General features: G+C 72.3%; 27 protein-coding genes. 20 read left to right on the forward strand and 7 right to left on the reverse strand.

Annotation, left to right across the window (positions count from 1 at the left end):
* Positions 1–38 precede the first annotated feature (38 nt).
* The 11 genes from DEI97_RS01910 (at position 39) to DEI97_RS01960 (ending at position 9058) form a co-directional block, all read left to right on the forward strand.
* Positions 39–947: a metal ABC transporter solute-binding protein, Zn/Mn family gene (locus tag DEI97_RS01910; protein ID WP_111076039.1), complete on the forward strand. Its 909-nt coding sequence runs from the start codon at positions 39–41 to the stop codon at positions 945–947.
* A gap of 59 nt (positions 948–1006) precedes the next feature.
* Complete coding sequence (locus DEI97_RS01915) at positions 1007–1840, forward strand: metal ABC transporter ATP-binding protein (RefSeq protein ID WP_258376785.1); 834 nt, start codon at positions 1007–1009, stop codon at positions 1838–1840.
* Complete coding sequence (locus tag DEI97_RS01920; RefSeq protein ID WP_111076037.1) at positions 1840–2760, forward strand: metal ABC transporter permease; 921 nt, start codon at positions 1840–1842, stop codon at positions 2758–2760. The genes DEI97_RS01915 and DEI97_RS01920 overlap by 1 nt, the downstream gene beginning before the upstream one ends.
* Entirely contained in the window at positions 2757–3179 is a 423-nt protein-coding gene (locus tag DEI97_RS01925) for a Fur family transcriptional regulator (protein WP_111076036.1), read from the forward strand. Before DEI97_RS01920 ends, DEI97_RS01925 begins: the two co-directional genes overlap by 4 nt.
* Before the next feature lie 10 nt (positions 3180–3189).
* Positions 3190–3876 carry an alpha/beta fold hydrolase gene (locus tag DEI97_RS01930; protein ID WP_111076082.1) on the forward strand — a complete coding sequence of 229 codons (687 nt, stop codon included), beginning with the start codon at positions 3190–3192 and terminating at the stop codon, positions 3874–3876.
* Between the two features lie 382 nt (positions 3877–4258).
* Positions 4259–4495: a 50S ribosomal protein L28 gene (gene rpmB, locus DEI97_RS01935; RefSeq protein WP_110905118.1), complete on the forward strand. Its 237-nt coding sequence runs from the start codon at positions 4259–4261 to the stop codon at positions 4493–4495.
* Positions 4495–4665 (forward strand): 50S ribosomal protein L33, encoded by a 171-nt coding sequence (rpmG, locus tag DEI97_RS01940; RefSeq protein WP_110905119.1) that lies wholly within the window; start codon positions 4495–4497, stop codon positions 4663–4665. Before rpmB ends, rpmG begins: the two co-directional genes overlap by 1 nt.
* A gap of 3 nt (positions 4666–4668) precedes the next feature.
* Positions 4669–4974: a 30S ribosomal protein S14 gene (gene rpsN / locus DEI97_RS01945; protein ID WP_110823155.1), complete on the forward strand. Its 306-nt coding sequence runs from the start codon at positions 4669–4671 to the stop codon at positions 4972–4974.
* 307 nt (positions 4975–5281) lie between these two features.
* Complete coding sequence (locus DEI97_RS01950; protein ID WP_110823157.1) at positions 5282–5569, forward strand: HU family DNA-binding protein; 288 nt, start codon at positions 5282–5284, stop codon at positions 5567–5569.
* Positions 5570–5699: 130 nt separating this feature from the next.
* A complete protein-coding gene (locus DEI97_RS01955; RefSeq protein ID WP_111076035.1) occupies positions 5700–7736 on the forward strand; it encodes a bifunctional copper resistance protein CopD/cytochrome c oxidase assembly protein in 2037 nt (678 codons plus the stop codon).
* The gene (locus DEI97_RS01960; protein ID WP_111076034.1) at positions 7733–9058 is read left to right on the forward strand and encodes an ATP-dependent DNA helicase; all 1326 of its coding nucleotides are present in this window, start codon (positions 7733–7735) and stop codon (positions 9056–9058) included. The genes DEI97_RS01955 and DEI97_RS01960 overlap by 4 nt, the downstream gene beginning before the upstream one ends.
* 549 nt (positions 9059–9607) lie before the next feature.
* Here the strand turns inward: DEI97_RS01960 and DEI97_RS01965 are convergent.
* Positions 9608–10249: a DUF4383 domain-containing protein gene (locus DEI97_RS01965; RefSeq protein ID WP_181439344.1), complete on the reverse strand. Its 642-nt coding sequence runs from the start codon at positions 10247–10249 to the stop codon at positions 9608–9610.
* 88 nt (positions 10250–10337) lie between these two features.
* Between DEI97_RS01965 and DEI97_RS01970 the strand changes: the two genes are divergently transcribed.
* Complete coding sequence (locus DEI97_RS01970) at positions 10338–11252, forward strand: phosphatase PAP2 family protein (RefSeq protein ID WP_284158308.1); 915 nt, start codon at positions 10338–10340, stop codon at positions 11250–11252.
* A 238-nt stretch (positions 11253–11490) separates the two neighbouring features.
* Positions 11491–12630: a CE1758 family FMN-dependent luciferase-like monooxygenase gene (locus tag DEI97_RS01975; RefSeq protein ID WP_111076032.1), complete on the forward strand. Its 1140-nt coding sequence runs from the start codon at positions 11491–11493 to the stop codon at positions 12628–12630.
* A gap of 147 nt (positions 12631–12777) precedes the next feature.
* Here DEI97_RS01975 and DEI97_RS01980 read toward each other — a convergent pair whose 3' ends face one another.
* Positions 12778–13185, reverse strand: a complete 408-nt coding sequence (locus DEI97_RS01980) for a DMT family transporter (protein WP_111076031.1) — start codon at positions 13183–13185, stop codon at positions 12778–12780.
* A complete protein-coding gene (locus tag DEI97_RS01985; protein ID WP_111076030.1) occupies positions 13185–13499 on the reverse strand; it encodes a DMT family transporter in 315 nt (104 codons plus the stop codon). Before DEI97_RS01985 ends, DEI97_RS01980 begins: the two co-directional genes overlap by 1 nt.
* A gap of 89 nt (positions 13500–13588) precedes the next feature.
* Between DEI97_RS01985 and DEI97_RS01990 the strand changes: the two genes are divergently transcribed.
* The 4 genes from DEI97_RS01990 (at position 13589) to DEI97_RS02005 (ending at position 17666) form a co-directional block, all read left to right on the forward strand.
* The gene (locus DEI97_RS01990; protein WP_111076029.1) at positions 13589–14167 is read left to right on the forward strand and encodes a TetR/AcrR family transcriptional regulator; all 579 of its coding nucleotides are present in this window, start codon (positions 13589–13591) and stop codon (positions 14165–14167) included.
* 221 nt (positions 14168–14388) lie between these two features.
* Positions 14389–15408, forward strand: coding sequence for a permease (locus DEI97_RS01995; protein ID WP_181439342.1), 1020 nt, complete (start codon positions 14389–14391; stop codon positions 15406–15408).
* Complete coding sequence (locus DEI97_RS02000) at positions 15395–16240, forward strand: TIGR03943 family putative permease subunit (protein ID WP_111076028.1); 846 nt, start codon at positions 15395–15397, stop codon at positions 16238–16240. Before DEI97_RS01995 ends, DEI97_RS02000 begins: the two co-directional genes overlap by 14 nt.
* Positions 16230–17666, forward strand: a complete 1437-nt coding sequence (locus tag DEI97_RS02005) for a hypothetical protein (RefSeq protein WP_111076027.1) — start codon at positions 16230–16232, stop codon at positions 17664–17666. Before DEI97_RS02000 ends, DEI97_RS02005 begins: the two co-directional genes overlap by 11 nt.
* Before the next feature lie 54 nt (positions 17667–17720).
* Here the strand turns inward: DEI97_RS02005 and DEI97_RS02010 are convergent, their stop codons facing one another.
* The 3 genes from DEI97_RS02010 to DEI97_RS02020 form a co-directional block, all read right to left on the reverse strand.
* The gene (locus DEI97_RS02010) at positions 17721–18683 is read right to left on the reverse strand and encodes a helix-turn-helix transcriptional regulator (RefSeq protein ID WP_111076026.1); all 963 of its coding nucleotides are present in this window, start codon (positions 18681–18683) and stop codon (positions 17721–17723) included.
* Positions 18684–18927: 244 nt separating this feature from the next.
* Positions 18928–19974 (reverse strand): NAD(P)-dependent alcohol dehydrogenase, encoded by a 1047-nt coding sequence (locus tag DEI97_RS02015; protein ID WP_111076025.1) that lies wholly within the window; start codon positions 19972–19974, stop codon positions 18928–18930.
* 241 nt (positions 19975–20215) lie between these two features.
* A complete protein-coding gene (locus DEI97_RS02020; RefSeq protein ID WP_111076024.1) occupies positions 20216–21313 on the reverse strand; it encodes a glycerate kinase in 1098 nt (365 codons plus the stop codon).
* Positions 21314–21450: 137 nt separating this feature from the next.
* Between DEI97_RS02020 and DEI97_RS02025 the strand changes: the two genes are divergently transcribed.
* Positions 21451–22293, forward strand: a complete 843-nt coding sequence (locus DEI97_RS02025) for a formate/nitrite transporter family protein (RefSeq protein WP_111076023.1) — start codon at positions 21451–21453, stop codon at positions 22291–22293.
* Positions 22294–22336: 43 nt separating this feature from the next.
* On the opposite strand, the gene DEI97_RS02030 is transcribed toward DEI97_RS02025, so the two are convergent.
* Positions 22337–23461: an FAD-dependent oxidoreductase gene (locus DEI97_RS02030; protein ID WP_111076022.1), complete on the reverse strand. Its 1125-nt coding sequence runs from the start codon at positions 23459–23461 to the stop codon at positions 22337–22339.
* A 117-nt stretch (positions 23462–23578) separates the two neighbouring features.
* Here DEI97_RS02030 and DEI97_RS02035 point away from each other — a divergent pair, with 117 nt between their 5' ends.
* Together DEI97_RS02035 and DEI97_RS02040 are read left to right on the forward strand one after the other, a co-directional pair.
* Positions 23579–25108, forward strand: a complete 1530-nt coding sequence (locus tag DEI97_RS02035) for an MFS transporter (protein ID WP_349814967.1) — start codon at positions 23579–23581, stop codon at positions 25106–25108.
* Complete coding sequence (locus tag DEI97_RS02040; protein ID WP_111076021.1) at positions 25101–26096, forward strand: alpha/beta hydrolase; 996 nt, start codon at positions 25101–25103, stop codon at positions 26094–26096. Before DEI97_RS02035 ends, DEI97_RS02040 begins: the two co-directional genes overlap by 8 nt.
* The last annotated feature ends 12 nt before the right edge of the window (positions 26097–26108 follow it).

Genomic DNA, 26108 nt, shown 5'->3' on the forward strand with positions numbered 1-26108 from the left:
TTTGACAATCGTTCTCATGTGGCGCTAGCGTCGTCACCATGCACACCCGCCTCCTCGCCCTGCCGCTCGTCGTCGGCGCCGCCGCGCTCGCCCTCACCGGGTGCGCGACCTCACCCGCCTCGTCGGACTCCGGAGACGGCAAGGTCCGCGTCGTGGCATCGACCAACGTCTACGGTTCGATCGTCGAGCGCATCGGCGGCGACCACGTCGACGTCACGAGCATCCTCGAGGACCCGTCGCAGGACCCGCACTCGTTCGAGTCGAGCGCGAAGACGCAGCTCGCGGTGTCGAAGGCCGACCTGCTCATCGAGAACGGTGGCGGCTACGACGACTTCATGACGACGCTGTCCAAGGCCGCCGACACGAAGGCGCCGACGATCAACGTCGTGCAGCTCTCCGGCCTGCAGAAGTCCGGCGACACCGAGTTCAACGAGCACGTGTTCTACAGCTACCCGACGATGGTGAAGCTCGTCGCGGACGTCGCCGAGCGTCTCGGCAAGCTCGACAGCGCGGACGCCAGCACCTTCCAGGCGAACGCGAAGACCCTCACCGGCAAGCTCCAGGAGCTCGAGTCCCAGGTCGCCTCGGTCGAGAAGACCGTCGACGGCGAGAAGGTGGCGTACACCGAGCCCGTGCCCGGGTACCTCTTCGACGCCATGGGCCTCGACAACGTGACGCCGGAGGCCTTCTCCGAGGCTATCGAAGAGGGCGACGACGTCCCGCCGGCCGCACTCAACGACACCCTCAAGCTCTTCACGAGCGGCGAGGCGAAGCTGCTGGCCGTCAACGAGCAGACCTCGAGCGCCGAGACCGAGCAGGTCCAGAAGGCCGCCGAGAAGGCGGGCATCCCGGTGGTCGGTGTCACGGAGACGCTCCCGAAGGGGGAGGATTACGTCTCGTGGCAGCAGGCGAACATCGACGCGGTGACGGCGGCACTGAAGCAGTGACGACGACCCTCCAGGATCCGGACCGAGCCGCCACTGCCGAGCGCAGTGGCGGCTCCGCCGTGCTCGCGCTCCGGGACGCCGGGCTCGCCTACGGCAGCCGTCGGCTCTGGGACGGGCTCGACCTCGACGTCCAGCCCGGCGAGTTCGTCGCCGTCCTCGGACCGAACGGCGCCGGCAAGACCTCGCTGCTCCGCACCGTCCTCGGCCAGCAGCGCCTGACGAGCGGGTCGATGTCGTTCCTCGGCCGTCCGGTCCGTCGCGGCCACCGGAGGATCGGCTACATCCCGCAGCAGCGGCTGATGGACTCGGGCACCCCGTTGCGCGCCCGCGACATGATCGCGCAGGGCGTCACCGGACACCGCTGGGGCATCCGACCCGAACGCCGTGCCGAACGCGAGCGCATCGACCGGATCGTCGACGAGGTCGGCGCGACCGCGTTCGCCGACGCCCCGGTCGCCGAGCTCTCCGGCGGCGAGCAGCAGCGCACCCGCGTCGGACAGGCCATCGCCGCCGACCCGGCCCTGCTGCTCTGCGACGAACCCCTCATCTCGCTCGACCTCCGGCACCAGCGCGGCGTGACCGAACTGATCGACCGGCAGCGTCGACAGCAGGGCGCCGCGGTGCTCTTCGTCACCCACGACGTGAACCCGATCCTCGACGTCGTCGACCGGGTCCTCTACATCGCCGGCGGACGCTTCCGGATCGGCGCCCCCGACGAGGTCCTGCGCGCCGACGTCCTCAGCGACCTGTACGGCACGCCCGTCGACGTCGTCCGGACCATGGGTCGCATCGTCATCGTCGGTGCGAGCGACGCCCACGACACCGCGGGCGACGGGCACCACCACTGCGAGCCCGGTCCGCACGCCACCACCCCGGACGAAGGACGGATCTGATGGACATCTGGTCGACCGTCTTCTCGTTCCAGGACTACGGCGAGCTGCTCGTCCTGGTGCGCAACTCGATCATCGCGGGCGCGGTGCTCGGCGTCGTCGGCGGGCTGATCGGGCCCTTCGTCGTCGCCCGGAACATGCCGTTCGCCGTGCACGGCATCAGCGAGCTGTCGTTCGCCGGGGCCAGTGCGTCGCTGCTCCTCGGCGTCAACGTCGTCAGCGGGTCGGTCGTCGGGTCCCTCGTCGCGGCGCTGCTCATCGGCCTGCTCGGCAGCCGGGCCCGCGACCGGAACTCGATCATCGCCGTGCTCATGCCGTTCGGGCTCGGCCTCGGCATCCTCTGCCTGGCGCTCTACAAGGGCCGGGCGGCGAACAAGTTCGGACTGCTGACCGGGCAGATCGTCTCGGTCGACAACCCGCAGCTCGGCATGCTCGTCGCGATCGCCGCCGTCGTGGTCCTCATCCTCGTGGTCATCTGGCGTCCGCTGATGTTCGCCTCGGTGGACCCCGACGTCGCCGCGGCCGCCGGCATCCCGGTCCGGACGCTCGGGCTGGTGTTCATGCTCGCGCTCGGACTGGCCACCGCGGTGTCGGTGCAGATCGTCGGAGCGCTGCTGGTGCTCTCGCTGCTCGTGACGCCGGCCGCCGCCGCACTGCGGGTGACCGTGAACCCGGTCCTCGTGCCGGTGCTCTCCGTCGTCTTCGCGGTGACCTCGGTCGTCGGCGGGATCCTCCTGGCCCTCGGCGGCGGCCTGCCCATCAGCCCGTACGTCACCACCATCTCGTTCCTCATCTGGGTCGTCTGCCGGGTGCTCGGCGCCCGGAAGGAGCGCCGTGGACGCGACCGCGTGTCGGCGCGGGAGCAGCACGTCGACGGCGGGACGAGCCTCCCGACCGCACCGAAGCAAGGAGTCGCAGCATGAACGCCGTCCAGAAGCCACGACGCAACACCTGGCAGCGCGAAGCGGTGCGCGGGGCCCTGACCGAGACCGAGGGGTTCGTCAGCGCGCAGTCGCTGCACGCGCACCTGCGGGACGGTGGCTCCACCATCGGCCTGGCGACTGTCTACCGGGCGCTCTCCGACCTGGCGACCGAGGGCGACGCCGACTCGCTGCAGCAGGACGGCGAGTCCCTCTACCGGGCCTGCACCACCGACAAGCACCACCACCACCTGATCTGCCGCGTCTGCGGTCGGACCGTCGAGATCCAGGCCGACCCGGTCGAGGAGTGGGCGCGTGCGACCGCCGCCGCGAACGGTTTCTCGAACGCCAGTCACGTCGTCGACGTGTTCGGCGAATGCGCCGAGTGCACCGCCCGTGCCGCTGTCCGAGGTGGCGCGTAGTCTCCGCGACATGCACGTGATCCTGGTCCCCGGGTTCTGGCTCGACGCGAGCGCGTGGGACGACGTCGTCCCGGTCCTCCGAGCGGCGGGGCACACCGTCGACGCCGTCACCCGCCGGGGGTCGACGCTCGACGAGCAGGTCGCGGACCTGGTCGCCCGGGTCGACACCGCCCCGGAACCCGTCGTGCTCGTCGGCCACTCCGGCGCTGGTCCGATCGCGTACATGGCCGCCGACCAGCGGCCGGACCGGGTCCGGCACCTGGTCTACGCCGACACCTTCCCCGGACCGGACGGTGGCTGCGTCAACGACGAACTGCCGGTGGTCGACGGACAGGTGCCGCTACCGCCGTGGGACATCTGGGAGGCGGCGACCCTCCGCGGCATGACCCCGGAGATCCGCGCCGACGTCGAGCGGCGGGCGGTCCCCGAACCCGCGCGGGTCACCTCGGACCGGTTCCACTACGCCGACCCCGCGCGGCACCGGATCCCGGCGACCGTCATCACGTGCGAGATCGCCCCGGACGAACTGGCCGGCATGGTCGCGGACCACCAGGTGTGGGCGGCCGAGCTCGTGGCGACCGAGGAGCTCGAGATCGTCGGGCTGCACACCGGGCACTGGCCGATGTTCACGGCGCCGCAGGAGCTCGGCGCGCTGATCGTGCAGGCGCTGGCGCCCCGCCCGCCCGACGGGGTCTGAAGCGCCGGCATCGCTCCCGGCTCCCGGCTCGCGTCCTCTGACGCCCCGCCCGGTCGGGAGGCCCGGCTTGCGACGCGCCCGGCCGTCGCGTAACGTGGGCCGCTGGTTCTCCGCGCCTGCGCGGAGTGCCCGTTGTTCTGCCCTCCGATCGTCGCGAACGCCGCGGTCGCGTGGTACCGGATCCGAGCCTCCTGGCCCGGATGTGCTGACCCAGGTCGACCTCGTCGATCCGGACCGCCGCCGGTCTGGGCGGTGCGCACACCCCCTCGCCGGGCTCCTCGCCCAGACGATCCGTCTGGTGCCGACTGTCCAGCGCGTGTGCACCAGGCAAGTGACCTTGGGTGCAGCCGATCGGCTGCACGGTATTCATCAGGAGGAAACCATGGCTGCAGTGTGCCAGGTGACCGGCGCCGTTCCCGGCTTCGGTCACAACATCTCGCACTCGCACCGTCGGACGAAGCGTCGCTTCGACCCGAACGTGCAGAAGAAGACCTACTACGTGCCGTCGCTGCGTCGTAACGTGACGCTCAACGTCAGCGCCAAGGGCATCAAGGTGATCGATGCTCGCGGTATCGAGTCCGTCGTGGCGGGCATCCTCGCCCGTGGGGAGAAGATCTGATGGCGAAGCGCGGTCAGGACATCCGTCCGATCATCAAGCTCCGTTCCACTGCGGGCACTGGGTTCACGTACGTGACCAAGAAGAACCGCCGGAACAACCCCGACCGTCTCGTGCTGAAGAAGTACGACCCGGTGGTCCGCAAGCACGTCGACTTCCGTGAGGAGCGCTAGGCCATGGCGAAGAAGAGCAAGATCGCGAAGAACAACCAGCGCGCCGTCATCATCGAGCGCTACGCCGAGCGTCGCCTCGAGCTGAAGAAGGCCCTCGTCGACCCGAACGGCACCGACGAGTCCCGCGAAGCGGCCCGCGTCGGCCTGCAGAAGCTGCCCCGCGACGCGTCGCCGGTCCGCTACCGCAACCGTGACGCCATCGACGGTCGCCCTCGTGGCCACCTCGGTGAGTTCGGCATCAGCCGTGTCCGCTTCCGCGACATGGCCCACCGTGGCGAGCTCCCCGGCATCACGAAGAGCTCCTGGTAAGCACCAGTCCCACCGACGCCCCCGCGACCTCTCGAGGTCGTGGGGGCGTCGTCGTTGTCCGGGGGGCGTCATCCGCCGACTCCGGGCAGCACCACGGTCGTCACATCCGTCACATCAGCCACTCCTGTCCCTCGGGAGGCCCGGAAAACCGGGCGAGTCGACCGGAAACCCCGGAACCGGCTGGTAGGTTCATCAGCGGTTCCCCGGGCCCTCGGTCCGGTCGGGCCCACCGCTCGGGGCAACCGTCCCGCAGCATCCGGACGTTCCGTGTCCGACCCATACGCAAGAAGTCCGAGGAGGACATCCAATGGCTGACAAGTCACTGAACCGCACCGAGCTCGTCGCTGCCGTCGCCGCCGAGTCCGGCCAGAGCCAGGCCACCGTCAACGGCGTCGTCGACGCGCTCTTCGCCGTCGTCGGTAAGTCCGTCGCGGACGACACCAAGGTCACGATCCCGGGCTGGATCGCCTTCGAGAAGACCCACCGTGCCGCGCGCACCGGTCGCAACCCGCAGACGGGTGAGGCCATCGAGATCGCCGCGAGCGACTCGGTCAAGGTCAGCGCCGGCAGCAAGCTCAAGGCGTCGGTCAAGTAAGACCACTCAGCTCCACGGAAGGGACGGCGTTCGCGCCGTCCCTTCCGTCGTTCCCGGGAGGCCCGTGCTCTGTCCACAGGTCGGCCCGCGCGGTTGCGGTGGCGCGCTTGCCAGCGCCTAGGCTTGACGGGTGAACCGCATCGCGCGCATCGCCGGCCCCGGCGTCCTGCTGCTCGCGGCGTTCGTGTCCCTGCTCGTGGCGCTCGTCGTCGGCGGTGGTGCCGACGCCGCGCTGATCGCGGACCCCGGTGCCGTCGTCCGCTTCGGGCTCCCCATCGCGCGGATGCTCGTCGACCTGTCCGCCGCAGCCGCCATCGGTGGGCTCGCCCTCGCGACGATCGGGCTCTCCCGCACCGCGCCGGAGTGGGACCGTGCGATCGACGTCGCCGCGGCCGCAGCCGGTGTCTGGACGGTGACCTCGGCGGTCACGACCTTCTTCACGTACCTCAGCGTCGCCGGCGGGGCGGTCAGCCTGGACGCCAAGTTCGGGCAGTCGATGGGCGTCTTCCTCACCGGCACGGACCTCGGGCTCGCCTGGCTCACCACCGTGCTCGTCGCCGCGGCGGTCACGGTCCTCTGCTTCGCGGTGCGCTCCCGTGGCATGGTCGCGCTGACGACCGGCGTCGCGCTGATCGGCCTCGTGCCGTTGACGCAGCAGGGCCACGCGGCCGGCACCGCCAGCCACGACGCCGCCGTCACCGCGCTCGGGCTGCACCTGGTCGGCGCCGCGCTCTGGGTCGGCGGACTGGTGATGCTCGTCCTCATCCGCGACGTCGTCCCCGGGGCGCGCCTGGCCGCCGTCGTCGGTCGGTACTCGAGCATCGCGCTGGGCTGCTTCGTGCTCGTCAGTGTCTCCGGGGTGGTGTCGGCGCAGATCCGCATCGGAGCGTGGGCGGAACTCGGCAGCCCCTACGGCGTCCTCGTGCTCGTCAAGGTCGGGGCGATCGTCGCGATGGGCGTCATCGGCGCCGCGCACCGGAAGCGCGTCATCTCCGCCCTGACCGCGGCGCCCGCGAAGGCCCGTCCGTTCTGGACGCTCATCGTCGTGGAGCTCGCCGTGATGGGCGTCGCCTCGGGCTTCGCCGCCGCACTCGGCCGCACCGCGACCCCCGCCGGACAGCTGGCGCTGAGCAAGACCAGTGACCCGACGTCGGCCGAGGTCCTGACCGACGACTCGCTGCCGGCCGCCCCGGGTTCCTGGGGCTGGCTGACGAACTGGAACATCGACCTCTTCTGGCTGATGGCCGCCGTGCTGCTGGTCGCCGCCTACGCCGCCGGGGTCATGCGCCTCCGCCGACAGGGACGGTCCTGGCCGGTCCGTCGCTCGGTGGCCGCCGGCGTCGGGATCGTGGCGCTCGTCGTCGCGACCTCGGGCTCGTTGCACACCTACGACCGGTACCTGGTGTCCGCGAACGTCGGCGCACACGTGGTGCTGGGGCTCGTCGTCCCGGCGCTGGTGTGGGCTGCGGCGCCCGTGCAGCTCATCCGGGCCGCGGTCCACCGGCGCACGGACGACAGTGCCGGAGTCGCCGAGTGGACCACCGTGTTCGTCGACAACGCCGTCGTGCGGTACCTGGTCCAGCCGTTCCCCGCGTTCCTGCTGCTCGCAGGGCTCTCGTGGGGGCTGTACGCCACCGACGTGCTGCGCTGGTCCGTCAGCGACGCGATGGGTCGTACGGTGGTCGACCTCGTCTTCCTGCTCGTCGGACTGCTGGCGCTGCCGACACTGTTCACCCCGATCGCCCTCGGCGCCCGCCGTCCGTCGACCGCGGCGTTCCTGGTGCGTGCCGTGGGTGCGGTCGTCGTGGCCGCGGGCACCGTCTCGCTCGGGATCGCGATGCAGGGGCCGCTCGGGTTGCTGCAGGCGTCCTGGTTCGGAGCGATGGGCCGCACGTGGGGTCCGGATCCCCTGGTCGACCAGGCCCGTGCGGGCACGGTGCTGATCGTCGCGGGCGTGCTCGTCGTCGTCGCGGTCGTCGCCGTCGGTCTCGTGCGGCTGCGGAGCGCGGCCACGGGCCTCCCGGCTGGCAGCGGGGCGACTGTCGGCGACAGGGCGACTGTCGGCGACGGGGCGGCGGTCGGCGACGGGGCGGCGGTCGGCGACGGGGCGGCGGTCGCCGACGACGGCATCGCGAGCGGTGTCAGCGGCGGATCGAGCGCCCGGTGAGCGTCGAACTCTCCGCGGAACAGCGGGCGGTCTTCGAGTACATCGAGTCGACGCGCGACCACGTCTTCATCACCGGACGCGCCGGCACCGGCAAGTCGACGCTGCTCAACCACCTGTCCTGGAACACCGAGAAGCAGGTCGTCATCTGCGCCCCGACCGGCGTCGCCGCGCTGAACGTGGGTGGGCAGACGATCCACTCGCTGTTCCGGCTGCCGATCGGCCTCATCGCGGACGCCGAACTGCGGCAGGGTCCGGACACCCGGAAGCTCCTCAACACCATCGACACCCTGGTCATCGACGAGGTCTCGATGGTCAACGCCGACCTGCTCGACGCGATGGACCGTTCGCTGCGCAAGGCCCGCGGGCGGCAGTTCGAACCGTTCGGTGGCGTGCAGGTCGTCATGTTCGGCGACCCGTACCAGCTGCCCCCGGTGCCGGGCGACGGTGACGAGCGGGCGTACTTCACCGACCACTACCGGTCCATGTGGTTCTTCGACGCCAAGGTGTGGCTCGAGGCCCAGCTGCACATCATCGAGCTCGCGACCGTGCACCGGCAGCGGGACGACGCGTTCGCCGCCATGCTCACGGCGGTCCGTCACGGCCGGGTCACCGCCGACGTGGCGCAGCAGCTCAACGAGGCCGGCGCCCGACCTGCTCCCGACGACGCGATCACCCTCGCCACCCGGAACGACACCGTCTCGCGCATCAACAAGGCCGCGCTCGAACGGTTGCCGGGCAAGCTCAAGACCGCCAAGGCCGACGTCAACGGCGACTTCGGCGGGCGGAACTACCCGGCGGACGAGGCCCTCGAGCTGAAGCCCGGCGCACACGTGATGTTCCTGCGCAACGACCCGGACCAGCGCTGGGTGAACGGCACGCTCGGCATCGTCCGGAGCATCCGCGACACCGTGTGGGTCAGCGTCGACGGTGAGGACTTCGAGGTCCAGCCGTCGGTGTGGGAGAAGTTCAAGTACTCCTACGACCCGGACAAGAAGGAACTCAAGAAGGACACCGTGGGGGAGTTCCAGCAGTTCCCCCTGCGCCTGGCCTGGGCGGTCACGATCCACAAGTCGCAGGGCAGCACCTACGACCGGGCTGTCGTCGACCTCGGCAACCGGGTGTTCAGCGCAGGGCAGACCTACGTGGCGCTGTCGCGGCTGACGTCCCTCGACGGGCTGTACCTGACGCGTCCGCTGCGGCCGGCGGACATCATCGTGGACCTCGACGTGCGCCGCTTCATGTCCGAGTCACCCCGGGTCGTCGCGACCCAGCTCGAGGCCCCGAAGCCCGCGGCCGACGCCCCGGACGATCCCGAGGCCTGACGCCGACGCGGACGGCCGTCGCTCGACCGACCCCTCCTGCTCCTGCCGAGGTCGCACGACGTGCCGCTCGTGTCCGTCGAGGTCGCACGATGTGCCGGCTGGGCGGGCGGCCGGCGGCCGTTCGTGCGACCTCGGCGGTGGCCCGGCGGCGGGTTGTGCGACGTCGGCAGGCGGACGGGGCAGCTGCCGCTCGCGTCGCCCGGTCGCGCGACGCGCCGCTCGGGTCCGCCGAGGTCGCACGATGTGCCGCGGGGGCGGGCGGTCGGCGGCGGTTCGTGCGACGACGGCAGGCGGGCGGGGCAGCTGCCGCTCGCGTCGCCCGGACACGCGACGCGCCGCTCGGGTCCGTCGAGGTCGCACGATGTGCCGCGTGGGCGGGCCGCCGGCGGCCGTTCGTGCGACCTCGGCGTCGGGCCGGCGGCAGGTTGTGCGACCTCGGCGGGGCGGGCGAACGGCGGGCAGAGGGCGGCAATGCACCCCACCGCATGCACCCCACGCACGACGACGCCCGCCTGCCGGAGCGGCAGACGGGCGTCGAGGGGGAGCAGGTCAGGCGCGCGCGCCCGCTGCCCGCAGTGCGCGGAGGTTCTCCTTGTCGGCGCCCAGCGCGGTGAGCAGCAGGACGACGGCGACGATGGCGTGGAAGACGTTGTCGGTGGTGTTCAGCGCGAAGACGTTCGCCGAGGTGTTCGAGAACACGAACCCGTAGACGGCGAGCACGAGCAGGACGACACCGATCACCAGGTTCACCGCGCGGGACCCGATCGTGTTGCCGAGTCCCACGATGAAGAACGCCGCGGCGAGGATGGTCCACAGCCCGCAGAGCGCCGGGTTCAGCCCGAACGAGTTCCAGAGGAACCCACCGGAGCGGCTGAAGAACGCGCCGCCGCCGTCCTGGGCGAAGAAGAAGCCCAGGATGCCCCAGATCGCGAAGAGCGTGCCGGCGGTCATCGCCAGTGCGCGGTTCGGCGAGGCGGTGATGCTCGGTTCCTTGACGGCCACTTGGGTCTCCTCTTCCTGCGCGACGATCGCGCTGTACGACTGCCCGCCGTCGCGCTGGTCACGCACACCACCGGCGGCACGCGTCCCGGTGCTCGACCGACCTGTGTCACGCTGTCCGGAGACCTGCTGCAGGACGGCCGTGGCCTTGCTGCGGAGGCCCGCGTTCCCAGCTCCCGACGAGTCGCCCAACGGTATCGTGTCGGACCCCGAGCGACCGAATCGCTTCCCGCTCAGCAGACGGATGACGAGGCCGACCACCATGACCCCGAGGAGGACGATGCCCGTGACACGGACACCGGCGCGCACCGCTCCCGAGTCCTTCGACGAGGGGCGTGGACCGAGCGTCTCCCGGAGGCTCCGGTGGGCTCTGCTCGCGGCTCTGGGGTTCGTGATCGTGCCTTCCGTCTACGCGGTCGCCGTGTTGACGCCGTTGGGGCAGCGGGTGGAGGACGCCGCGCTCGGCGGTGTCCGCGAGTCCGACCTGTTCGGGTCGGACACCGCCCTCAACGTCATCTCGGTGCCGGTGATCCTGCTGTTGGTCGTCGTGATCGCCGCCGTCGCGTTCGCACGCAGGCGGCTCGCCGTGGGGCTCGGAGCGGGTTTCGTGGTGCTGGCGTCCGCGGCCACCTCGACGTTGCTCAAGCGTATCGCCGAGCGCCCGGAGATCGCCCAGTCGACGACGCCGAACTCGTTCCCGTCCGGACACGCGACGATCGCCCTCGCGGCACTGTTCGCCGTGCTGATGGTCACACCCCGTCGGTTCCGCCCCCTGGTGCTGCTCGTGGGCGCTGTCTACGCGGTGTTCGTCGCCAACCAGACCGTCGTCTACGGCTGGCACCGGGTGAGCGACATCATCGGCGCCTGCGCGGTCGCACTGTTCTGGCTCGGCTTGGTCCGGGCGCTGGGGCCGCAGGTGGACCGCGGGGTCCGAGGCGACCGTGACGGACGCCGGGGACCGCGGCGGCTGGTGACGGTGCTGCTGCTCGTCGCCGTGGGCGCGGCGCTGCTCGTCGGTGTCGTCGCGCTCCTGGTCGGCACCCTCGGGGACGGCGACCACGGCGCGATGCTCCTGGCGGGTCGGCTGGCGTCGTCCGCCAGCGTCCTCGGCGTGATCACCGCGGTCTGGCTGGCCGACGGCATGCACCACGCGCCGCCGACGACCAGCGCGGACGCGCCTCCCGTCCGCATCTGACGGCACCAGCAGCCGCGACGACCGCCGCGGCAACGCCAGCAGCCGCGACGACCGCCGCGGCAACGCCAGCAGCCGCGACGACCGCCGCGGCAACGCCAGCAGCCGCGACGACGACCGCAGCAGCCCAGCAACGCACCGCCGGTGGCGGGAATGCCCCGGCCTGCGCTACGTTGTACTCGTCAGTTCGATGCAAACGCATGGAACCGGAACGAGCCAGCGACAGACGAGGCGGCACATCATGCAGTTCGGGATCTTCACGGTCAGTGACGTCACGACCGACCCCACCACCGGGACCACGCCGGACGACACCCAGCGCGTCCGGGACATCCTGACGATCGCGCAGCACGCCGACCAGGCCGGCCTCGACGTCTTCGCCACCGGCGAGCACCACAACCCGCCGTTCGTCGCCTCGAGCCCGACCACGATGCTCGGCTACCTGGCGGGCGTCACGAAGGACATCACCCTCTCGACGTCGACGACCCTGGTCACCACGAACGACCCGGTGCGGATCGCCGAGGAGTACGCGATGCTCCAGGTCATCTCCGACGGCCGCATGGACCTCATGATGGGCCGCGGCAACACCGGCCCGGTCTACCCCTGGTTCGGCAAGGACATCCGGCAGGGCCTGAACCTGGCGGTCGAGAACTACGCGCTGATCCGCCAGCTCTGGGAGAACGAGGTCGTCAACTGGCAGGGGCAGTTCCGCACGCCGCTGCAGGGGTTCACCTCGACCCCGCGTCCGCTCGACGGCGTCGCGCCCTTCGTCTGGCACGGCTCGATCCGCACGCCCGAGATCGCCGAGCAGGCCGCCTACTACGGCGACGGCTTCTTCCACAACAACATCTTCTGGCCGATCCAGCACACCGAGCAGATGGTCGGCCTCTACCGCCAGCGCTACGAGCACCACGGCCACGGACGTGGCGACCAGGCGATCGTCGGCCTGGGCGGGCAGTTCTTCGCACGGAAGAACTCGCAGGACGCGGTCGACGAGTTCCGCCCGTACTTCGACAACGCCCCGGTCTACGGCCACGGCCCCTCCATGGAGGACTTCACCACCCAGACCCCGCTCACCGTCGGGTCGCCGCAGCAGGTCATCGACCGGTACGCCGCGATGAAGGACCACGTCGGCCACTACCAGCGCCAGCTGTTCCTCATCGACCACGCGGGGCTGCCGCTCAAGACGGTGCTCGAGCAGATCGACATCCTGGCCGAGGACATCGTGCCGGAGCTCCGCCGCATCAACGAGTCCGACCGGCCCGCGCACGTGCCGTCGAACCCGCCGACGCACCTGGAGCGCGTCGCCGCCGCACACGCGGCCGGCACGGCCGGTGTCGACCACGTGGCCGCGGTCGACGAGTGGACCGGCGCGTCGGTCTGACCGGTCGCGTGACCCCCTGACGGACGGGAGGCCCGGTGTCAGCTGGCACCGGGCCTCCCGTCCGTCTCGGCGCGCGTCCCGGGACTCGGCGCCTGTCCCGGGACTCGGCGTGCGTCCCGAGCCACGGCGCGCGTCGCGAGGCTCGGCTCAGCGGACGGGATCCGTCTCACGGTCGGGCGAATGTGTCCGCTCTGCCGAGCCTCGGCCAGCGGCGCGCGGGGCGCGCTGCGCCGCCGGGCGCGCGGGCACCAGCTTCAGGCCGACGACGCAGCCGACGATGCCCGCGATGAACAGCAGGCGGAGGAGCGTGACCGGCTCCGCCCCCGTCCCCATGCCCCAGAGCACGGTGAGCGCCGCTCCGGTGCCGGTCCAGACGGCGTAGGCGGTGCTGATCGGGATGTGCTTGAGCACGTACCCGAACGCGCCGAGGCTCAGCACGATGGTGACGGCGAAGACGAGTGTCGGCCCCGGACGGGTGAACCCGTCGCTGGCCCCGAGGGCGGTGGCCCAGACGGTCTCGAACGCGGCGCTGACGAACAGCACGACCCAGGCCATCAGCTGACCACCTTGAGGCCGACGACGCACGCGACCAGCCCGAGGACCAGGCCGAGGCGGGCGAGGGACGCGGCCTCCTGCCGCCGCAGGACCGCGACGACGACGGTCAACGAGGCACCGATCCCGACCCAGACGGCGTAGGCGGTGCCGACCGGGATCTCCTTCATCGCGAACGCGAGCCCGACCATGCTCAAGGCCATGCCGGCGACGAAGACGATCGTCGGCACCACCCGCTTGAACCCGTTCGACGCCCCGAGTGCGGTGGCCCAGACGGCTTCGAGCACGCCCGACAGCACCAGGATGACCCATGCCATGGTGTTCCTCCGATCCGAAGTCGTACGACTGTGCGACTTCACGAGACCAGTTCTAGCACGAACTCGTACGACCGTGCGACAATTGCCGGATGGCGCGCAGCATCGACCTCGAGGAACGCCGCCGTACCGTGTCCGCGGCGGCCTGTCAGGTCCTCGCCCGCGACGGCCTCGGTGCCCTGTCCGTGCGGAACGTCGCCGCCGAGGCAGGGCTGCCCCCGAGCACTGTCCGGTACGCCTTCCCGACCCAGGCGAGCGTCCGGGAGCACGCCATCGCATCGGTGTTCGACCGGACCCGCGAGCGCATCGAGGCGATCCCCGCAGACCTGCCGACACGGCAGTGGGCGCGGGCGGTGCTGGTCGAACTGCTGCCCCTCGACGACGAGCGCGTGGTCGAGCTCGACGTCTACCTGGCCCTGGGCAACGCCGCACTGACGGACGCCGAGCTCCGCCCGACGCTCGACCGGGTCGTCGTCGAGATGCGCCGGTGGTGTGAGCGGGTCCTCGAGGTACTCGGGGTCCCGAGCGCTGACCTGGAGTACGAGGCCTGCCGGCTGCACGCCCTCCTCGACGGCCTCGCGATGCACGTCGCCCGGCTGGCCCCCGGGGAATCGGGGGACTGGGCGATCGACGTCCTCGAGCGACACGTCGACGGGGTCGCCCGGGCCTGACACACGGCGAGCCGGCCGGTGCCGACCAGAGCCGGCCTGTGCCGGCCAGCGCCGGCCTGTGCCGGCCTGTGCCGGCCTGTGCCGACCCGCGCCGACCCGACCCGCGCCGACCCGTGCCGACCGGTGCCGACCGGTGCCGGCCAGAGCCGGAGCCGCCACGGTCTACCGGGCGTGGGACGAGCCTCCAGGTCGACGCCCCGGACGGCCTCTATCCTGTCCCGGTGACGAGCACCCCCGCCCGCCCCGTCACGACGCGCCCGCGCAGCCTGACCGGCCCCGGTCTGGTCCTCGCCGCCGTCGTGGCGCTCCTCGCCGTCCGCGTGCTCTCGCCGGCCGTCGGGACCGCCGGCCTGCCCGACGTGGTGCAGGACTTCCTGACGCTCGCGATCAGCGTCGTCGTCGAGTCGCTGCCCTTCGTGGTCCTGGGCATCGTGCTGTCGATCGTCGTCGAGGTCTGGGTGCCGCACGGGGTCCTCGAGCGCATCCTGCCGACCCGGCCGCTGCCCCGGCGCGCGGTCATCTCGCTCATCGGCATGCTGTTCCCGGTCTGCGAGTGCGGCAACGTCCCGCTCGCCCGCGGCTTGATGCTCCGCGGGTTCACCCCGGCCGAGGCGGTCACGTTCCTCGTCGCCGCACCGATCCTCAACCCGCTCGTCATCATCAGCACCGCGCAGGCCTTCGGCTGGTCCGGCTGGATCCTGCCCGCCCGGATCGTCGGCGGCTTCGTCGTCGCGAACCTGGTCGGCTGGATCGTCGACGCCCACCGCCGTCCGGCGGACCTGCTCCTCCCCGCGTTCGAGGCCCGCTGCCGCGCAGCCGTCGGCGCCCCGCCGGTGCGTGACAAGTGGCGCGAGAGCGCGTCGCACTTCGGCGGCGAGACCGCGACGATGATGCCGGCCCTGTTCGTCGGCGCCGGGCTGGCCGCCGCGATCCAGGTCGCTGTGCCGCGGAGTGCCCTGGTCGCGGTGGGGTCGAACCCGGTGCTGTCGGTCGTCGCGATGATGCTGCTGGCGATGACGGTGTCGCTCTGCTCGAACGTGGACGCCTTCTTCGCGCTGTCCTTCGCGTCGACGTTCCTGCCCGGGTCGATCACCGCGTTCCTCATCATCGGGCCGATCATCGACGTCAAGATGATCGCCCTGCTCCGCACGACGTTCCGCGCCCGCTTCCTGGTGCTGCTCGCGGTCGTCTGCGTCCTGTTCGCCGCGACCGTCGGATTGGTGATGAATGTCTTCGTCTGAGCAGCACCCGGTCGAGCACGAGCACGAGCACGGGTCGGCGAGAGCCGTCAGCCGGGCCGACCGCACCGCGGTGCGCCGCGCCCTGCTCGGGCTCGGGTCCGTCCTGGCCGTCGCCCTCGGCACCCTCTGGCTGGGCCTCGCCGACCACCTCGACCTCTACATCAACCCCCGGTACGCCGTCTTCACGCTGGTGCTCGCCGCCGTCGCGGTGCCCGCCTCGGTCGCCGGACTCGTCGTGGTCGCCCGCCACGGCAGCCACGCCCACGACGGGGACCCGGAACCCCGGCCGGGAGGCGGTGGTCGCCTCCTGCACGTCGTCCTCGGCTCGGTCGCAGCGCTCGTCACGATCGGCACCGTCGTCGCGATGCTCGTCCTGCCCCCGACGACCCTGTCTGCCCGGACCGCGCAGCAGCGGAGTGTCGGGTCCGCCTCGCTGTCCGACGCGACGGGCGCCGGGGCACCGGTGTCGCTCCTCGGCAGCGAGTCGGTCGACACGTCCGGCTACGGCGTGAAGGACTGGGCAGCGCTCATCCGGCAGAGCACCGACACGACCGCGCTCGTCGGCCGCAAGCTCACCCTCACCGGGTTCGTGGTGCCCGCGTCGGACGGCTCGTTCACCCTGACCCGCTTCGTCGTCAGCTGCTGCGCGGTCGACGCCCAGCCGGTCGGCATCGGCGTGACGACCGACGGCACGCTGCCGACGGAGAACCAGTGGGTCCGGGTCGAGGGAGCCCTCGCCGCGAACCCGGACACCGCCTCGGACGCGCGGCTCGTGATCCGCGCGGCGACCGTCACCCGGGTCAGCCAGCCCTCGGACCCGTATGAGTACTGACACCGACACCGACACCGACATCGACGCCGTCCGTCCCCGACGTCCGGTCACCCACCGCTTCCGCCGCCGGTTCACGGCCGTCGTGGTCGTGCTGGCCGTGGTCGCCGCGCTCGCCGCCGTCGCCGGGTCGCAGCAGGGGCCCCGGCTGCGGTCGGTGTCGTACGACGCCAGCGACCTGGTGACCCGGCCCGCGCAGCGCGTGATCCTCACCGCGAACCAGGCCGTCCAGCGCGTCCCGGCGTCGGCGGTCCGGGTCAGCCCCGCGGCGGCGTTCTCGGTCACCTCGAGCGGCAACACCGTCGCCGTCGAGTTCGCCGGCCCGCTCGACTACGACCGCGACTACACGCTGAGCATCCGCGGCGTCCGCGCTCCCGGGCAAGCGGCGGCGTCGCAGCTGCGCACCACGATCCGGACCGGCAGCACCGACGTCCTCGCCGTGGTGCCGGGGCGGAACGGCGGAGCCGACCGGATCGTCCGCCGGGACCTCGGCGCCGCCGGCATCCGCACCGTCTACCGGGCGGCGGGCATCGCCGAGTACGCGGTCCTCGCCCGCTCCCTGGTCGTGCTCCGCAACGACTCGTCCGGGCACTCGGCGATCGACATCGTGCCGCTCGCCGGCGGGGTGCAGGACCCGTCGGTCCCGGTCGAACGGCTGTCGATGCCGAGCCCGGTCGGCACCGCGAAGGCCCTGCACGCGGCCGACGACGGGGCTTCGTTCGGGTTCGTCTACGCCGACACCTCGTCCGGCCGGTCGGAGGACGTCGGCCTGTACGACGTCGACCTGACGGGGACGCACCAGCCCGAACCGGTCGGGGCGGACGGCAAGCCCGCGATCGGCGCGACCCCGCTGTCGGTCGCCCAGTGGGCGTACGTGCCACGCACCGAGAGCGCCCTGGTCCGGACCGGCACCGACGACCTGGTGCTCGTCGACATGGGCGGCCGGAACGCCCCCGTGCGGCTCGGGTCCGCCACCTACCTGCACGGCTTCGTCGGCTCCGGCACGACCGCCGTCGTCGAGACGGGCACGGGCATCGTGCAGCTGGACCTGACGAACGGCCGACGCACCGCGCTGCCCACACCGGCGGCGAGCACCGACCAGCCGTACCTCGGTCGCATCGCCCCGCTCGCCGAGGGGCGTTACCTGCGGCTGGTCGGGTCGACCCGGACGGACGGCACCCTGGCGGCCCGCATCGTGCGGGTGGACGGGGCACGGGCCTCCCGGCTGGCGGTGACCATCCCCGACGACGCGAGCGTGACCGCGGTCTGCCCCTCGCCGAACGGGCAGTTCGTCGCCCTGGCGACCCGCTCGGCGGACGGCGCGCTCGTCACGGTGGTCGATGCCACGTCGGGGGCGCTCGAAGCGTCCCTGGCCGGCACGGCGATCGACTGGTGCACGGCGCTGCCGACGGGCGACGAGGTCGGCTGAGCGGGCCCGGCGCCGCCGAGCCGCCGCCGGCCCGTCGTCGCCGGGCCGGCGCGGCTACTGGCGGAGGGTCCGCCGCGGGTACTCGCCGAAGCGCCGCAGGTACTCGCCCGAGAACCGCCCCATGTGCGAGAAGCCCCAGCGCGAGGCGATCTCCGCCACCGACGCGGTCCCCGGCTCCGCCGCGAGCAGGTCGGCACGCACCTGGCGCAGCCGGACCTCGCGCAGGTAGTTCATCGGCGTGCGGTCGAGCGTCCGCTGGAACGACTCCTGCAGCGCCCGGACGCTGAGGTCCGCCGCCTGGGCGATGTCCGTCACGGTCAACGGTTCGCCGGCGTGCTCGTGCAGGAACTCGACGGCCTTGCGGACGCGGGTGTTGCGGCGCTCGCCGTAGCCCTCGGGCTGGACCTCGGCCTGCAGCCGGTACAGCCCGAAGAGCGAACGGACGACGTCGCGCTGCGCCTCGTGCCACGCGAGCGACTGCCGGCCCGCGGTGCGGAGGGACTGGACGGCCCCGGCGACGGAACCGCGCCACACCTGCACGGCGGCGGCGGTCGGCGGGGTCGAGCGGTCGAAGCCGAGCGTGCCGTCGACGATGTACTGCTCGCGGGCCACGTCGAGGACCAGGTCGCGGTCCAGGTGCACGAGCCGCTGATCCCAGTTCTCGTACTCCATCTCGAAGCGTCGCTCGATCGGGAACAGCGTCGGGACGCCGGGCTCCATGCGGACCTCGTCGCGCCCGACGTCGACCCGGGCGCGGCCGGCGTCGAGCCACTGGACGACGACCTCGTTCTCGACGGCGACGTCGCCGCGCAGGTACCCGTGCATCTGCGACCGGCGGATGCTCATGCGGTCGTCGCCGACGCCGACGTACTTGTACCAGTAGTCGTGGTCGACGGGGGAGGAGTACCAGGTCCGGCCCGCGTACATGCCCGCGAGGTCCTTGACGGCGCCACCGGTGTCGGTGCCCGACACGGCGACGATCGCGCCGTTCGGTGCCGAGTTCTCCGGATTCGTCATGACTCCACCTTCCCTCGCTCGGGATCGTGACGCGAGTCGCTGCGTGCGGTGCCGTCCCGGGACGGCGTTCCGCGGACCTTGTCTGGGAGACGTTGAGGTCCCGGCCAGGTTCACGCCCGGATCGGGGGACAGCGGGTGTGGACGGGGGGACCACACGACGGGAGGCCCGTCACCAGCTGGTGACGGGCCTCCCGTTCGCGGTGTGGACCGGCGGGACGACGTGCGTGACGTCGTGCGCAGGTCGTTACGCGAGCGTCGCCGCGTCGATGACGAAGCGGTAGCGGACGTCCGAGGCGAGGACCCGCTCGTAGGCCTCGTTCACCTGGTCGGCGCTGATGAGCTCGGTCTCCGGCAGGATGCCGTGCTCGGCGCAGAAGTCGAGCATCTCCTGGGTCTCCTGGATGCCGCCGATCGCGGAACCCGCCCAGCTGCGGCGGCCCGGGATCAGGGCGAAGGCCGGGACCTCGAGGGGCTCGGACGGCGCACCGACGTTGACCATCGTGCCGTCGACCTTGAGCAGGTTGAGGTAGGCACCCATGTCGACCTTGGCCGACACCGTGTTGATGATGAGGTCGAACGAGTTCGCGAGCTTCTCGAACGTCTCGGCGTCCTTGGTTGCGTAGTGGGCCTTCGCGCCGAAGCGGAGCGAGTCCTCCTGCTTCGAGGTGGTCTGCGACAGGACGGTGACCTCGGCGCCGAGCGCCGCGGCGATCTTGACGCCCATGTGACCGAGGCCGCCGAGGCCGACGATCGCGACCTGCATGCCGGGGCCGGCCTTCCAGTGGTGCAGCGGCGAGTACAGCGTGATGCCGGCGCAGAGCAGCGGGGCGACCTTCTCGATGTCGAGCGACTCGGGGACGCGGAGGACGAAGTCCTGGTCCACGACGACGGCCTGCGAGTAGCCGCCCTGCGTGATCGTGCCGTCGGCGGGGTCGACGCTGGCGTAGGTGCCGATGTTGCCCTTCAGGCAGTACTGCTCCTGGCCGGCGAGGCACTGCTCGCACTCGCCACAGGAGTTGACCATGCAGCCGACGCCGACCAGGTCGCCGACGGCGTACTTCGTGACGTCCGCGCCGACCTCGGTGACGTGGCCGACGATCTCGTGGCCGACGACCTGCGGGTACTGGATGGGGCCCCACTCGCCGCGGACGGTGTGGATGTCGGAGTGGCAGATGCCGGCGTAGGCGATGTCGATCATGACGTCGCCGGGCAGGAGGTCGCGGCGCTCGATGGTGGTCTTGACGAGCGGTTCGGTCGCGGACGGTGCCGCGTACGCGTTGACGGTGCGCAAGGGTCTCCTCGTGGGGTGGGGATGTCGGGCCGGGTGCGGCCCGCCCACGATCCTGCTCCGGTTGCGCGACACGTGACAGGTACGGCTGGAACACCCTTCGGGTTGCCCGGAGGCGCGTGGCGTGCTGCTTGCCAGCGGCAGCGGGCGTGCTGCTTGCCGGCGGCATCGGGCGTGCTGCTTGCCGGCGGCGTCGGGCGTGCTGCTTGCCGGCGGGCATCCGGCGTGCTGGCCGCGAGCGGCGTCAGGCGTCCTGCGCCCGTGCGAACCGCGCGCCGGCGATCCGGGCGAACCGCACCGGGTCCCGGAGGGCGTCGTCGGGCTCGCCCGCCGTCTGCGTCGCGATGACCGTGAGCGAGGCGGCCAGCGCGAACCCGTCGACCGACGTCTCGACCACTCCCGCGACCAGCGCCGTGGGGATCCCGCGTGCCTCGGCGAGCGCCCGGACCACCGTCGGTGCCTTGCCGGCGGCGCTCTGGGCGTCGAAGCAGCCCTCGCCGGTGACCACGAGGTCGGCCCCGGTGACGGCGTCGGACAGTCCGATGGCGTCCGCGACGGTCGCGGCGCCGCGCGCGAGGACGGCGCCCCAGGCCAGGAGGCCGAAGCCCGTCCCGCCCGCGGCGCCTGCGCCCGGGGTGGTGAGGTCGACGTCCGGGAAGCACGCGGCCCAGCGGCTGAGCCGCGCCTCGTGCACGGCGAGACGGTCCGGCGTCACGCCCTTCTGCGGTCCGAACACGGTGGCGGCACCGTCGGGTCCGAGGAGCGGCGAGGTCACGTCGGTCAGCACCACGGCCCCCAGCGGCGGCAGGGACCGGAGCGTGCCGGTGTCGACGGGAGGCACGTGGTCGAGCACCGCCCCGCCGGTCACGCCCGCCGGCACCGCCGTCCCGAGCGCGAGGCCCAGCGCCTGCAGCGCACCGACGCCGCCGTCGGTCGAGGCGCTGCCGCCGATGCCGAGGAGCAGCCCGGTCGCTCCGGCGTCGAGGGCTGCGGCGATCGCCTGCCCGAACCCGGTGGTGTGGGCGGTGTCGGGGCGGAGGTCGTCGAGGAGCGTCAGCCCGCTCGTCGCCGCCAGCTCGACCAGGGCGCGGCCGTCCGGCAGTCGGAGCCAGGCCGTCTCGACGGGCCGGTCGTCCGGTCCGGTCACGGTCACCGGGACGCGTTCGCTGCCCGGTACCGCGGCGGCGACGGCGTCGAGGGTGCCCTCGCCGCCGTCCGCCATCGGCAGCAGGACGAGGTCGTCGTCCGGTCGTTCGCTCCGCCAACCGACGGCGACGGCGTCCGCGATCTCGGCTGCCGACGCGGTGCCCTTGAACGAGTCCGGTGCGATGACGACGCGCATCCGCACACGCTACTGGCTTCCCCGGAACGCAACCCCGGCGGCGTCACACCACGGAGTACCGCTGCGCGATGACGCCCCCGTTGCGTTTCGCGGACCCACCCCGGGGGGCCCGGGCGGGGCTGAGTACCGTCCGGACGATGACCGACGACCGCCGACGCGAACTGGGTTCCACCGACGCCCCCGTGGAGGACGAGCTCGCCGAGTCCTTCGACGCCACCATCGAGGAGGGCGCCGAACGCCTGCACCGCACGACCCGGGCGATCGTCATCACCGGGTTCTTCGGCGGCCTCGAGGTGGGCCTCGGCGTGATGGCCTACCTCGCCGTGCTCACCGAGACCGACAGCCACCTGCTCGCCGGTCTCGCGTTCGGCATCGGCTTCATCGCCCTGCACCTGGCGCACAGCGAGCTGTTCACCGAGAACTTCCTCATGCCCGTCGCCGCGGTCGTCGCCCGCGAGGGGACGGTCCTGCAGCTCGTGAAGCTCTGGGGCGGCACCCTGCTCGCGAACCTCGCCGGCGGGTGGGTCTTCATGTGGCTGGTGGTGCAGGCGTTCCCGCAGTGGCACGCCACCCTCGCCGAGTCCGCGTCGCACTACATCGACGCGCCGTTCGGGCTGCAGAGCATCGTGCTCGCCGTGCTCGGCGGCAGCACCATCACGCTGATGACCCGGATGCAGCAGGGCACCGACTCGGACCCGGCGAAGCTCGTCGCCGCCGTCGCGGGCGGGTTCCTGCTGGCGGGCCTGCAGCTGTTCCACTCGATCCTCGACTCGCTGCTGGTCTTCGGCGCGATCCAGTCGGGCGCGCCGATCACCTACGGCCAGTGGCTCGGGTGGTTCGGGTACACGCTGCTGTTCAACGTGCTCGGCGGTCTGGTGCTGGTGACGGCGCTGCGGCTGCTCCGCACGAAGGAGCTCGTCCAGGACCGCCGCGACGACGCCGAGGACGATCCCGAGCGCGCGGCGACCGAGCAGGACTGAGACGGGGGACGGGCGCGGCTGCGGTGCGCCGGGCGCGCCCGCGTCAGAGGGCGAAGCGCGGGTGCGGCTCGCCGCCCATCGCGAGGTCCGCCAGCATCTCCCCGACGAGCGGCGCGAACTTGAACCCGTGCCCCGACGACCCGGTCGCGACGGTCACCGGCCCGCGCCGGTCGAGCACGAAGTCCTCGTCCGGGGAGTTGTCGTACAGGCAGCTGATCAGCGTCGGCCGCGTCGCGTCCACCCCCGGCACGAACCGTTCGACGTACGCCTGCAGCCGCGCCACCTCGGCCGCATCGGGCGTCCGGTCGCGGTCGTCCGGGTCGACGACCGGCCCGGTGCCGTGGAACCCGACCTTGACGCCCTCGCCCGGCGTCAGCAGCCCGTAGACCCCGCCGCCGTCGGCCGGGTGGTGCACGAACGACGGCCACGCCTCGTCCGGCAGGTGGCTGGGGAAGTGGGCGGGCTGCTCCTGGGTGACGCGGATGGCCGGGAGGCTCGCCCCCCGCCCGGCGAGCAGCGCACCCACCAGCGTGGGCGCCCAGGCACCGACGGCCGCGACGACACTGCCGGTGCGGACCGTGGTGCCGTCCCCGAGGGTCAGCGTCACCGTGTCGCCGGCGTCCTGCACCTCGGTCACCCGCATCCCGAAGCGCAGGTCGGCGCCGGCCGATGCTGCCAGGTCGAGCAGGGCCTCCAGGGCGTCCGCGGCACGGATCCGGCCCGCGGTCGCGTGCGTCAGGACGTGCCCCTCGAAGGCGATGCCGGGCCACCGGGCAGCGGCCTCGGCCGGGGTCAGGCGCTCGGCGGCGATGCCCGCCGCGTCGAGAGCGGCGGCGATCGCGTCGACGACCTCGGGACGTCCGTGGTCGACGGCACCGGTGTGGTCGAGCAGGGTCCGGCCGGACGCGGACTCGAGCGCGGCCCACGCGTCCCAGGCGTGCAGCGTCAGCTCGACGTAGTCCGCGTCGGGGTAGCCCATGCGGAAGATCCGACTGCCTCCGTGCGAAGAACCGTGCACGTGTCCGCGGTCGTGCTGTTCGAGCAGCAGGACGCGCTCGCCGCGGGCGGCCAACGACCGCGCGGTGGCCGCGCCGAGGATCCCGCCGCCGATGACCACGTGGTCGAACGCGTGCGTGGTCGGTCCGTCGGTCGAGGGTGCGGTGGCCATGACGACACCGTATGGGTTAGGGTTCGACGCAGAGGGAAAAACCCGCTCTGCTCCGGCAGACGGAACCGCGTACGCGTCTCACGGGAGTCGCCACTTCTTCATCGAAGGAGTGCGCCCGTGCACGAACGAACCTCGTCAGTACGAACCTCATCAGCACCGACCTCATCAGCGCCGACCTCTCCGGCGCCCACGACGGGCTCGCCACCCGTTGGGCTCCGCGACGCCTGGCTGCCACTCGCCGGCCTGTCCGCGGTGTTCCTGTTCGAGATGCTCGACAACTCGGTCCTCAACGTCGCGCTCCCCACCATCGCCCGCGACCTGGCCGCCTCGACGACCGCGCTGCAATGGGTGTCCGGTGCCTACTCGGTGGCCTTCGGCGGGCTGATGCTGCTCTTCGGTTCGGTCGCCGACCGCGTCGGCCGTCGTCGCACGATGCTCGTCGGCCTGGTGCTCCTGGCCGTGGCGAGCCTGGCGACCGTGTTCGTCACCTCGGTGGAGCAGCTCATCGTCGTCCGGGCGCTGATGGGCGTCGCCGCCGCGATGACGACCCCCGGCTCGATGGCGCTGGCGTTCCGGCTGTTCGGCACCGAGGACCTGCGCGTCCGGGCGTTGACGGTGATCTCCACCGCCGGGTTGGTCGGCCTCGCCGTCGGACCCACCATCGGCGGGTTCGTCCTGGCCGTGGCACCGTGGCAGGTGCTGCTCGTCGCGAACGTGCCGATCGCGCTCGTCGCCGTCGTCGGCATCCGCGCCGGCATCGCCGCCGACCGCCCGGCGGACCTGCACCGCGACCCGGTCGACGTCATCGGAGCGGTGCTGGGCACCGCGAGCATCGTCGGCGTCCTCGTCACCCCGACGCTCGTCGTCAGCGGCGCTGCCGGCTGGGCCGGGTGGGGTGCCGGAACGGCGACCGTCCTCGTGGCCGCCGGCTTCGTCGTGCGGGAGCGCACCGCACGCCACCCGCTGCTCGACCTGCAGCTGATCGCCCGACCGCTGGTCTCGAGCGGGCTCGCCTACAAGGCCGCCGCAGGGCTCGCGATGGCCGCCCTGTCGTACCTGGTCACCCTGCAGCTGCAGTTCGCCTGGGGCTGGCCCCCGGCGCTCGCCGCGGTCGGGACGCTGCCCCAGGTGGTCGTCCTGCTGGCCAGTGGCCGCTTCGTCGGGCCGTTCGTCCGACGCGTCGGGCTCGACCGGGCCGCACGCCTCAGTGCCGCCGCGGTCGTCGTCGGCCTCGCCGTGTTCGCCCTGACCGCACGACTCGGCTACCCCGGTGTCCTGGTCGCCCTCGTGCTCGTCGCGGCCGGCATGCGCGTCGTCGGCGCCGTGGCCGGCAACAACGTCCTGCAGGGGCTGCCCGCCGACCGGACGTCGATCGGTGCCGCGCTCGTCGACACCGCGAGCGAGGTCGCCACCGCCGTCGGCATCGCTGCGACCGGCACGATCCTCGCCGCCCTCGTGCCGGGCAGCCTCGGTGCGACGCCCTGGACACCGGACCGGACCGCGGCGTTCGACGGTGCCGTCTCGGTCGCAGGCGTCGCCGTCACGATCGTCGCCGCCGTCCTGGTCGTCGTCGGCGTGCTCCGCGCCCGCACCACCCTCGCGAACACCCCCGCAACCACCACCGCTCAGGAGGAATCCGATGTCTGACGTCATCACCCGCCCGCCGTTCGACCCCGAGTTCGCGCCGTTCCTCGACGCGCTCGCCGCCCGCGGACCGTTCCGCCTCACGCCCGAGATGCTGCCCCGGATGCGCCAGCTCGACGTCCCCCTCGAGACGCTCGACGACGGACTGCGTGCGCGCGGTCTCGAGCGTCGGAGCATCACGGTGCCCGGGTACCTCGGCGACCCGATCGAACTGGCGGTCATCCAGCGCATCGGCCGCACCGGTCCGACGACCGGGGTCTACACGATCCACGGCGGCGGCATGATGTTCGGCCACCACCTGGGCAACCTGGACTCCTACGACGACTGGCTGCTCGACCACGACGTCGTCCTCGTCAGCGTCGACTACCGCCTCGCCCCGGAACACCCGGACCCCTACCCGGTCGAGGACTGCGCCGCCGGCCTGGTGTGGGTCGCCGAGCACGCCGACGAACTCGGCATCGACCCGGACCGCATCGTCATCGCGGGGCAGAGCGCCGGCGCGGGACTCGCAGCCGGGACCGCGCTCCTGATGCGCGACCGGGGCGGCCCGGCCGTCCTCGGCCAGATCCTGGTGTCGCCGATGCTCGACGACCGCGACCGCACCGTGTCGACGCAGCAGATCGACGGTGTCGGGGTCGCCGACCGTCAGATGACCCGGTTCGGCTGGGACGCCTACCTCGGCGAGCGCCGGGGTACCGACGACGTGTCCGAGTACGCCGCCCCGGCACGCGCGACCTCCCTGGTCGACCTGCCGCCGACGTACATCGACTGCGGCAGCGCCGAGGTGTTCCGCGACGAGACCGTCTCCTACGCCAGCGCGCTCTGGGCGGCGGGCGTCGACGCCGAGCTGCACGTGTGGCCCGGGGCCTTCCACGGCTTCACGAGCATGGTGCCCGACGCCACGGTGTCGCGGCGGGCGGTCTCGGCCTTGGCCGACTGGACCCGGCGACTGCTCGGCGAGCCGCACCCGGTCCGTGCTGAGCGCGGCTGAACACCGTCACGC

The organism is Curtobacterium sp. MCLR17_032 (assembly GCF_003234795.2).
Lineage (GTDB): Bacteria > Actinomycetota > Actinomycetes > Actinomycetales > Microbacteriaceae > Curtobacterium.

Coding starts and splice junctions, on each gene's coding strand:
- DEI97_RS01910 (WP_111076039.1), top strand. CDS start 39: ATGCACACCCGCCTCCTCGCCCTGCCGCTCGTCGTCGGCGCCGCCGCG.
- DEI97_RS01920 (WP_111076037.1), top strand. CDS start 1,840: ATGGACATCTGGTCGACCGTCTTCTCGTTCCAGGACTACGGCGAGCTG.
- DEI97_RS01925 (WP_111076036.1), top strand. CDS start 2,757: ATGAACGCCGTCCAGAAGCCACGACGCAACACCTGGCAGCGCGAAGCG.
- DEI97_RS01930 (WP_111076082.1), top strand. CDS start 3,190: ATGCACGTGATCCTGGTCCCCGGGTTCTGGCTCGACGCGAGCGCGTGG.
- rpmB (WP_110905118.1), top strand. CDS start 4,259: ATGGCTGCAGTGTGCCAGGTGACCGGCGCCGTTCCCGGCTTCGGTCAC.
- rpmG (WP_110905119.1), top strand. CDS start 4,495: ATGGCGAAGCGCGGTCAGGACATCCGTCCGATCATCAAGCTCCGTTCC.
- rpsN (WP_110823155.1), top strand. CDS start 4,669: ATGGCGAAGAAGAGCAAGATCGCGAAGAACAACCAGCGCGCCGTCATC.
- DEI97_RS01950 (WP_110823157.1), top strand. CDS start 5,282: ATGGCTGACAAGTCACTGAACCGCACCGAGCTCGTCGCTGCCGTCGCC.
- DEI97_RS01970 (WP_284158308.1), top strand. CDS start 10,338: ATGCCCGTGACACGGACACCGGCGCGCACCGCTCCCGAGTCCTTCGAC.
- DEI97_RS01975 (WP_111076032.1), top strand. CDS start 11,491: ATGCAGTTCGGGATCTTCACGGTCAGTGACGTCACGACCGACCCCACC.
- DEI97_RS01980 (WP_111076031.1), bottom strand. CDS start 13,185: ATGGCCTGGGTCGTGCTGTTCGTCAGCGCCGCGTTCGAGACCGTCTGG.
- DEI97_RS01985 (WP_111076030.1), bottom strand. CDS start 13,499: ATGGCATGGGTCATCCTGGTGCTGTCGGGCGTGCTCGAAGCCGTCTGG.
- DEI97_RS01990 (WP_111076029.1), top strand. CDS start 13,589: ATGGCGCGCAGCATCGACCTCGAGGAACGCCGCCGTACCGTGTCCGCG.
- DEI97_RS02000 (WP_111076028.1), top strand. CDS start 15,395: ATGTCTTCGTCTGAGCAGCACCCGGTCGAGCACGAGCACGAGCACGGG.
- DEI97_RS02005 (WP_111076027.1), top strand. CDS start 16,230: ATGAGTACTGACACCGACACCGACACCGACATCGACGCCGTCCGTCCC.
- DEI97_RS02010 (WP_111076026.1), bottom strand. CDS start 18,683: ATGACGAATCCGGAGAACTCGGCACCGAACGGCGCGATCGTCGCCGTG.
- DEI97_RS02020 (WP_111076024.1), bottom strand. CDS start 21,313: ATGCGCGTCGTCATCGCACCGGACTCGTTCAAGGGCACCGCGTCGGCA.
- DEI97_RS02025 (WP_111076023.1), top strand. CDS start 21,451: ATGACCGACGACCGCCGACGCGAACTGGGTTCCACCGACGCCCCCGTG.
- DEI97_RS02030 (WP_111076022.1), bottom strand. CDS start 23,461: ATGGCCACCGCACCCTCGACCGACGGACCGACCACGCACGCGTTCGAC.
- DEI97_RS02040 (WP_111076021.1), top strand. CDS start 25,101: ATGTCTGACGTCATCACCCGCCCGCCGTTCGACCCCGAGTTCGCGCCG.